The organism is Paenibacillus sp. DP01 (assembly GCF_044784315.1).
GTDB classification, from domain to species: domain Bacteria; phylum Bacillota; class Bacilli; order Paenibacillales; family Paenibacillaceae; genus Paenibacillus; species Paenibacillus polymyxa.
The window spans coordinates 437,501-445,000 of sequence record NZ_CP173059.1 but is presented as its reverse complement, the minus strand read 5'-3'; the positions used below and the strand labels follow the sequence as shown (position 1 = coordinate 445,000).

General features: G+C 46.8%; 4 protein-coding genes, 20 tRNA genes and 3 rRNA genes (2 of these 27 only partly in view). 3 read left to right on the top strand and 24 right to left on the bottom strand.

The features are described 5' to 3' along the window. Positions 1 to 198 (bottom strand): 16S ribosomal RNA (locus ACH59B_RS01985) (it extends 1,356 nt beyond the left edge of the window). A gap of 517 nt (positions 199 to 715) precedes the next feature. Beyond that, positions 716 to 1,456 carry a Crp/Fnr family transcriptional regulator gene (locus tag ACH59B_RS01980; RefSeq protein ID WP_017428697.1) on the bottom strand — a complete coding sequence of 247 codons (741 nt, stop codon included), beginning with the start codon at positions 1,454 to 1,456 and terminating at the stop codon, positions 716 to 718. A 298-nt stretch (positions 1,457 to 1,754) separates the two neighbouring features. On the opposite strand from ACH59B_RS01980, the gene ACH59B_RS01975 reads away from it, so the two are divergent. The 3 genes from ACH59B_RS01975 (at position 1,755) to ACH59B_RS01965 (ending at position 4,097) form a co-directional block, all read left to right on the top strand. Further along, the gene (locus ACH59B_RS01975; RefSeq protein ID WP_017428696.1) at positions 1,755 to 2,204 is read left to right on the top strand and encodes a GAF domain-containing protein; all 450 of its coding nucleotides are present in this window, start codon (positions 1,755 to 1,757) and stop codon (positions 2,202 to 2,204) included. A gap of 143 nt (positions 2,205 to 2,347) precedes the next feature. Further along, entirely contained in the window at positions 2,348 to 3,001 is a 654-nt protein-coding gene (locus ACH59B_RS01970; protein WP_117290772.1) for a response regulator transcription factor, read from the top strand. After that, positions 2,994 to 4,097: a PAS domain-containing protein gene (locus tag ACH59B_RS01965; protein WP_404303208.1), complete on the top strand. Its 1,104-nt coding sequence runs from the start codon at positions 2,994 to 2,996 to the stop codon at positions 4,095 to 4,097. Before ACH59B_RS01970 ends, ACH59B_RS01965 begins: the two co-directional genes overlap by 8 nt. Positions 4,098 to 4,301: 204 nt before the next feature. On the opposite strand, the gene ACH59B_RS01960 is transcribed toward ACH59B_RS01965, so the two are convergent. From ACH59B_RS01960 to ACH59B_RS01855, 22 genes are all read right to left on the bottom strand, one after another. Then, positions 4,302 to 4,372: transfer RNA gene (locus ACH59B_RS01960), tRNA-Gly, on the bottom strand. Positions 4,373 to 4,381: 9 nt separating this feature from the next. Then, positions 4,382 to 4,455 (bottom strand) — tRNA-Pro (locus tag ACH59B_RS01955). 22 nt (positions 4,456 to 4,477) lie between these two features. Beyond that, positions 4,478 to 4,554: transfer RNA gene (locus tag ACH59B_RS01950), tRNA-Arg, on the bottom strand. A 26-nt stretch (positions 4,555 to 4,580) separates the two neighbouring features. Next, positions 4,581 to 4,651, bottom strand: a tRNA-Cys gene (locus ACH59B_RS01945). A gap of 10 nt (positions 4,652 to 4,661) precedes the next feature. Beyond that, positions 4,662 to 4,736, bottom strand: a tRNA-Gly gene (locus tag ACH59B_RS01940). Between the two features lie 6 nt (positions 4,737 to 4,742). Further along, positions 4,743 to 4,830 (bottom strand) — tRNA-Leu (locus ACH59B_RS01935). A gap of 15 nt (positions 4,831 to 4,845) precedes the next feature. Next, positions 4,846 to 4,921, bottom strand: a tRNA-Lys gene (locus ACH59B_RS01930). 4 nt (positions 4,922 to 4,925) lie between these two features. Further along, a tRNA-Gln gene (locus ACH59B_RS01925) sits at positions 4,926 to 5,000 on the bottom strand. 102 nt (positions 5,001 to 5,102) lie between these two features. Continuing rightward, a tRNA-Tyr gene (locus ACH59B_RS01920) sits at positions 5,103 to 5,188 on the bottom strand. Positions 5,189 to 5,192: 4 nt separating this feature from the next. Continuing rightward, positions 5,193 to 5,268, bottom strand: a tRNA-Thr gene (locus tag ACH59B_RS01915). A 25-nt stretch (positions 5,269 to 5,293) separates the two neighbouring features. Further along, positions 5,294 to 5,366: transfer RNA gene (locus tag ACH59B_RS01910), tRNA-Phe, on the bottom strand. A gap of 51 nt (positions 5,367 to 5,417) precedes the next feature. Beyond that, positions 5,418 to 5,494: transfer RNA gene (locus tag ACH59B_RS01905), tRNA-Asp, on the bottom strand. A 25-nt stretch (positions 5,495 to 5,519) separates the two neighbouring features. Then, a tRNA-Met gene (locus ACH59B_RS01900) sits at positions 5,520 to 5,593 on the bottom strand. 29 nt (positions 5,594 to 5,622) lie between these two features. Then, positions 5,623 to 5,698, bottom strand: a tRNA-Val gene (locus tag ACH59B_RS01895). A gap of 7 nt (positions 5,699 to 5,705) precedes the next feature. Continuing rightward, a tRNA-Glu gene (locus ACH59B_RS01890) sits at positions 5,706 to 5,777 on the bottom strand. Positions 5,778 to 5,808: 31 nt separating this feature from the next. Continuing rightward, positions 5,809 to 5,900 (bottom strand) — tRNA-Ser (locus ACH59B_RS01885). 3 nt (positions 5,901 to 5,903) lie between these two features. Continuing rightward, a tRNA-Met gene (locus tag ACH59B_RS01880) sits at positions 5,904 to 5,977 on the bottom strand. A gap of 33 nt (positions 5,978 to 6,010) precedes the next feature. Further along, a tRNA-Asn gene (locus ACH59B_RS01875) sits at positions 6,011 to 6,086 on the bottom strand. Between the two features lie 4 nt (positions 6,087 to 6,090). Continuing rightward, positions 6,091 to 6,166, bottom strand: a tRNA-Ala gene (locus ACH59B_RS01870). Positions 6,167 to 6,188: 22 nt separating this feature from the next. After that, positions 6,189 to 6,265 (bottom strand) — tRNA-Ile (locus tag ACH59B_RS01865). 36 nt (positions 6,266 to 6,301) lie between these two features. After that, positions 6,302 to 6,418, bottom strand: a 5S ribosomal RNA gene (gene rrf, locus ACH59B_RS01860). Positions 6,419 to 6,569: 151 nt separating this feature from the next. Further along, positions 6,570 to 7,500: ribosomal RNA gene (locus ACH59B_RS01855) — 23S ribosomal RNA — on the bottom strand (it continues 1,995 nt past the right edge of the window).

The following is a 7,500-nucleotide window of genomic DNA, read 5'->3' as shown; positions in this document are numbered from 1 at the left end:
ATGCAGGAAAAGGATGTATCGGGTATTAGCTACCGTTTCCGGTAGTTATCCCTGTCTTGTGGGCAGGTTGCCTACGTGTTACTCACCCGTCCGCCGCTAGGTTAATTAGAAGCAAGCTTCTAATTAACCCCGCTCGACTTGCATGTATTAGGCACGCCGCCAGCGTTCGTCCTGAGCCAGGATCAAACTCTCCATTAAAGACCAACCGAAGTTGGTTATAGAAAGAGCGATTAGCTCATTTTGAAACTGACGAGATAAAATATCTCATTGTTTGATTTTGCGAACAAAATCAATTTACTCACTCGTTGTTCAGTTTTCAAAGATCAAATTCTTTTTCACTGCGTTTTTCAGCAGCTATAAGATCATATCATGTTCATTCCAAAAATGCAAGGGTTATTTTTTTCGAAGATCATTTCACCCTGCTTATTCTCTTTAGAAACGGCTGTTTTGTTGTCAGCTCAAATAATATATCATTTTTAACTACAGAATACAACTTGTAATATTTCACAATAAATCAATATCTAAAATTTCTTTACTACTAGTCAACTATTTCAACATGATGGCTACTTCAAAACACTATATCGTTGATTTGCCGCTAAACGCGCCGTCGATTCTTTTTAAGATATCTACGATACTCGTTCCTTTTAATCGCTTGTTGTCAGAAGACTTACAATTAGACGGAGTCTTTTAGCCCCCGCCTAACAAGCTCATAAATTTATAGTCTGCAAATCTCATGGGCACATTGGCCATACGAAGGGCAACAGCACATAGCGCGCAACACCTTGAGATCGTGAATGACGATTTTTCCGTCTCTCGTATCCAAGGTACCCTGCTCTTTCAGCGAGCTCAGCATCCGGTTCACACTCTCGCGCGTTGCTCCAATCATCTCACCCAGTTCGGAGTGACTTAACTTCATATTCAGTAAAATGCCATCCTTCACAGCTACCCCACATGTATTACTTGCACGGATTAACGTAGACGCTAGTGCCCCCGTTTTACCATACAACAGTAAGTCCCGAAACCGTGATTGCATAATTCGTTGCTTCATTGCCATCCACTGTATAAACTGAAGCGCCATTTCCCCATGCTTAGACAGGAGCGACTCCAGATCCTTAACAAGCACGACACCTAATTCACACACATCGGCTGTTTCTGCAGTGCAACTATACTCTTCCCCATCTATCCCACTAAACTCCCCGATTAAATCGCCTTGGTGCTGAATAGTCAGAATCAATTCTTTACCGTCTTCTGTCGACTTACGGAGTTTAACATGACCCGAATGTATATAATAAAGCTGCTCCGCATCATCACCCTCTCGGAAAAGCATAACGCCTGCCTTTACCTTCTTCCAGGACATGATATCTTTTAACAGTTCAAAATGCTCTTCCGTCAGAAAAAGCTGAATCCCCGTGCGCTGCGTTTCGTCCCTAAACCGTTCCATACAAGTGGCTTGCATATTAGCGTCCTCCTCGTGTTTACCTGATATCTTTATCATAATGTTTTAATTCCTGGGTTGTTATCGGGAGAACACCTGATTTTGCACCTCCCTACTCCCTGATTTGCAGTGATAAATATCACTTCCAGGATTATCTAACGCCCCATTTATCGCCCCACCTCTTATTGATTACCCAGTCTAATGAAAAGTCAGTGTTTCCTGCGCCTATAGATCAGGGGGTTCCCTGAATTACTTTTGTACCTGTCGGAATTACAATAAATTAGAGCTACAGTTGGTTAAGATAAAGGATGTGTCTTCTATGCTACAAATAACGGATGAAATGCGAAATGAACTGAACCAGTTGCGAGATCATGTTTATGGGGATCTCACTGCACTTGCATTTATGTCCAGGTCAGGGGGTAAGTTGCATTGGTATTATGCCTCCGGCAGCCGAAACAATCGCTATCGCCTTATCTCTTTTAAAGTCGGTCATGGGATTGCCGGGATGGCTGTTCGTCTGGGGCGTACCGTAACCGTTAGCGCTTTAATATCAGGCAGTATACGTTTACGTCAAGAATGTGCGCTTATGCTGGCCGAACAGTTACATTCTGCAGTAGCCATTCCCTTTTCCAGTACAGGAGACTTGCCAAACGGTGTGCTACTTGTCGGTAACCGTGAAGTGAGAACATTCACCGAATCTGATGTAGCCAAGGCCACTCAAGTCGCTCATCGCCTTGGCCAGCTATGTGCCCTCCCTCTCACTCCATAGATTGATATTTGAAGAAAAATAAAATTATAAATATAAGTGAACATGAACAGCTCATCTAACTATCTCTGTTGATTGAAATCCCTAAAATTTGCTATGATTATGACAAAACGCACGGTTTTTTTACCGTTCGAGGGGATGACTAATTGATTCGTATACTAGTAGTGGATGATCATGTTGTCGTACGTTCTGGCCTCATGGCCCTATTGGACGGCAAAAACGGTATTAAGGTAGTAGGAGATGCAGCAGACGGGGATGAAGCAATCCGCAAAGCGGTGGAGCTACAACCTGATGTCGTGCTCATGGATTTTAGTATGCCACCTGGCAAAGATGGCCTCACGGCAACCACCGAATTAAAAAAACAGTTGCCGGATACAGAAGTGCTTATTTTAACGATGCATGATGATGAGGAATATCTGTTCCGAGCCATTCAAGCCGGAGCATCTGGATATATTTTAAAAAGTGCACCTCATGAGGAATTACTCGCTGCCATCCAGTCTGTAGCCGAAGGCAGTGCCTATCTGTATCCCAATGCAACCAAACGCCTGATGAGTGAATATCTGGACAAAATCAAACAAGAGGGCATAACCGGGCCGTATGAATCCCTGTCTGAGCGGGAAAAAGAGATCCTATCATGGGTAGCCAAAGGATATGCCAACAAGGAAATTGCCGAACACCTGGTGATTAGCGTCAAAACCGTAGAGTCCCACAAAAGCAACCTTATGGAGAAGCTTAACTTGAAAACACGGCCTGAGTTGGTCAAATTTGCACTGAAAAAGGGGTTGCTCCATTATGAATGAACCTTCTAACCCTTTACTGCAGCCCGCCTTTGGGGAGTCAACCGATAAACTACTGAATGATTTGGAAATTCATATACCAGATTCTCCTTTTCTCCATGTACTGCGTAGTTCTCTCCACCAGCTATCCAATCTAAAATTTGCTCTAGATACATCTTCCATCGTTGCTCTGACCGATCATCGAGGAATTATTCAGTACGTAAACGATAAGTTCTGTGAGATTTCGCAATATAGTCGTGAAGAATTGATCGGGCAGGATCATCGTCTCATTAATTCGGGCTATCATACTCGAGCCTTCATGAAGAACCTGTGGACTACGATCCGTTCTGGTGAGGTATGGCAGGGAGAAATACGAAATCGTGCTAAAGATAACAGCTACTACTGGGTGAATACTACGATTGTTCCATTTATGGACGAGGAAGGTAAACCCTATCAGTACTTAGCGATCCGAAATGAAGTAACTAAATTAAAAAAAGTAGAGGCAGAGCTTCAGACCATGATGACGCAAGTCATGCAAATACAGGAGGAAGAGCGTAAACGCTTTTCAAGAGAGCTTCATGATGGGATTGGTCAAAGCCTGTTTTCACTTATTATTCAACTAGATAGCCAACTAGCTGAACAACCCAACGCTACTTTGGAAAATTTGCGTGCACAGGTAACCGATATCATTAAAGATGTTCGTGGCCTAGCGTGGGAACTTCGTCCCTCAGTTCTGGATGATTTGGGTGTCGTACCGGCCCTAAGAACTTATATTGAAAATTTCTGTTCGCATTACGGAATCGAAGTGCATTTTCAATGTACTTTACGTAAACGCCTTGATATCCGAAAAGAAATAGCAATCTATAGAATTGTACAGGAAGCACTGACGAATGTGGCTAAATACGCAGATGTAGCAGAAGCATACGTTGATGTAGAGGATCAAGACGAAATAATAAAAGTAACTATTCGGGATGAGGGTATGGGCTTCTCTGGAGAATCCAAAGGAGAGGGAGTTGGATTGTTCAGCATGGAAGAACGAGCTAGAGGAGTAGGCGGCTTCTTGAGCATGACCTCTGCTTCAAATCAGGGAACCTCCATACAGCTGACCATACCAGTGTAAAACCTGTGTACTAGATCAGTTATCGGTGTATACTCACTGCAGGAGCAGAAGGAATACACCGATAGCAAGGATTATCGATAGTCAACACTTTGTAGAATCTATGGAAGATAAACATACAAAAAAAGAGAGAGCTCTGTCCCCAGACAGGCTCTCTTTATTTATAAGGTGTCACCACTGAGGCAACAAGAATCCGCTATAGCAAAAAGCGGGTGATGGGAATCGAACCCACGCTACCAGCTTGGAAGGCTGGAGTTCTACCATTGAACTACACCCGCAAATCAGTATCGGGATGACACGATTTGAACATGCGACCCCCTGGTCCCAAACCAGGTGCTCTACCAAGCTGAGCTACATCCCGACATTATACACTTTTTAATAAATGGCGCGCCCTGAGAGATTCGAACTCCCGGCCTTTTGATTCGTAGTCAAACGCTCTATCCAGCTGAGCTAAGGGCGCATATTTAGTTCCATAATGAGCAGTCAAGGCGCCACCCAGATTTGAACTGGGGATGAAGCTTTTGCAGAGCTTTGCCTTACCACTTGGCTATGGCGCCGTATGGATAATGGAGCGGACGACGGGAATCGAACCCGCGACCCTCGCCTTGGCAAGGCGATGCTCTACCGCTGAGCCACGTCCGCAAAATATGGTGCGGTCGAGAGGACTCGAACCTCCACGGGGGGTTAGCCCACACGGACCTGAACCGTGCGCGTCTGCCAATTCCGCCACGACCGCAAAATAACTTATAAATGGTGAGCCATGAAGGACTCGAACCTTCGACACCCTGATTAAAAGTCAGGTGCTCTACCAACTGAGCTAATGGCTCTTAATGGCTGGGGATATAGGATTTGAACCTATGCATGACGGAGTCAAAGTCCGTTGCCTTACCGCTTGGCTAATCCCCATTATGTAATCAACAGGGCGATTAATGGGACTTGCACCCACAAATGCCATAGCCACAATTCAGTACGTTAACCCATTCGTCACGACCACCATGGCAATAAAACTGGTGGAGGATGATGGATTCGAACCACCGAACCCGTAAGGGAGCAGATTTACAGTCTGATGCGTTTGGCCACTTCGCTAATCCTCCAAAATGGTGCCGGCGAGAGGACTTGAACCCCCAACCTACTGATTACAAGTCAGTTGCTCTACCAATTGAGCTACACCGGCACATTGCCAATTCCCACTTGAAAGGTGGCTCGGGACGGAATCGAACCGCCGACACGAGGATTTTCAGTCCTCTGCTCTACCGACTGAGCTACCGAGCCATGTTTTATTTTACAACTATATCATATAGTTTACACTATATGTAGTTAAAATGGCGGAACTGACGGGATTCGAACCCGCGATCTCCTGCGTGACAGGCAGGCATGTTAGGCCTCTACACCACAGTTCCAGAGGCATTTCCAATAGGAAATTAATTGCGGGGGCAGGATTTGAACCTACGACCTTCGGGTTATGAGCCCGACGAGCTACCGAACTGCTCCACCCCGCGACATCAAAGATATTTCACAATATTATTAATGGTGGAGGCTGAGGGGATCGAACCCCCGACCCTCTGCTTGTAAGGCAGATGCTCTCCCAGCTGAGCTAAGCCTCCATAATTATGACCCGTAGGGGATTCGAACCCCTGTTACCTCCGTGAAAGGGAGGTGTCTTAACCCCTTGACCAACGGGCCTTGCAAAATGAATTCTGATTTAATAATTTTGTGGCGGAGAGAGAGGGATTCGAACCCTCGCACCACTTACGCAGTCTAACCCCTTAGCAGAGGGTCCCCTTATAGCCACTTGGGTATCTCTCCGAGTAGCGGCAGAGGGGATCGAACCCCCGACCTCACGGGTATGAACCGTACGCTCTAGCCAGCTGAGCTACGCCGCCACCTTATATATAAAATTCAGAAGTATTGAAATATGGCTCCCCGAACAGGACTCGAACCTGTGACAACTCGATTAACAGTCGAGTGCTCTACCAACTGAGCTATCAGGGAATATTGGTGGAGCCAAGGGGGATCGAACCCCTGACCTCCTGCGTGCAAGGCAGGCGCTCTCCCAGCTGAGCTATAGCCCCAAACTTTTAGTCAATCTAGAAATGGTGGGCCTTAGTGGACTCGAACCACCGACCTCACCCTTATCAGGGGTGCGCTCTAACCAGCTGAGCTAAAGGCCCTAATTCATTAAATTTTATCATCCTTTAAAGGATTTTGCTTGGCGGCGTCCTACTCTCCCAGGACCCTGCGGTCCAAGTACCATCGGCGCTGGAGGGCTTAACGGTCGTGTTCGGGATGGGTACGTGTGGAACCCCTCCGCTATCGCCACCAAACATGAATTTGCTCTGCAAATTCTTCCGTAAGGTTATTCGGTTCATCACAGATTCTGTGAATGAATCGCCATACGCTTGTCGTATGTACTTCTACATACCTTCAAGGTTACACCCTGAAAACTGGATCCGAAACTTCATTGCGTCTTATCTTTAGGATAAGCCCTCGACCGATTAGTATTGGTCAGCTCCATGCATTACTGCACTTCCACCCCCAACCTATCTACCTCGTCGTCTTCAAGGGGTCTTACTAATTGGGAAATCTCATCTTGAGGGGGGCTTCACGCTTAGATGCTTTCAGCGCTTATCCCTTCCGTACATAGCTACCCAGCGGTGCTCCTGGCGGAACAACTGGTACACCAGCGGTACGTCCATCCCGGTCCTCTCGTACTAAGGACAGCTCCTCTCAAATTTCCTACGCCCACGACAGATAGGGACCGAACTGTCTCACGACGTTCTGAACCCAGCTCGCGTACCGCTTTAATGGGCGAACAGCCCAACCCTTGGGACCTACTTCAGCCCCAGGATGCGATGAGCCGACATCGAGGTGCCAAACCTCCCCGTCGATGTGGACTCTTGGGGGAGATAAGCCTGTTATCCCCAGGGTAGCTTTTATCCGTTGAGCGATGGCCCTTCCATGCGGTACCACCGGATCACTAAGCCCGACTTTCGTCCCTGCTCGACTTGTAGGTCTCGCAGTCAAGCTCCCTTCTGCCTTTGCACTCTTCGAATGATTTCCAACCATTCTGAGGGAACCTTGGGGCGCCTCCGTTACTCTTTAGGAGGCGACCGCCCCAGTCAAACTGCCCACCTGACACTGTCCTCGTACCGGATCACGGTACCAAGTTAGAACCTAGATACGATCAGGGTGGTATCCCAAGGATGCCTCCTCTCAAGCTGGCGCTCAAGATTCAACGGCTCCCACCTATCCTGTACAGATCGTACCCAAATTCAATATCAAGCTGCAGTAAAGCTCCATGGGGTCTTTCCGTCTTGTCGCGGGTAACCTGCATCTTCACAGGTATTAAAATTTCACCGGATCTCTCGTTGAGACAGCGCCCAAGTCGTTACGCCATTCGTGCGGG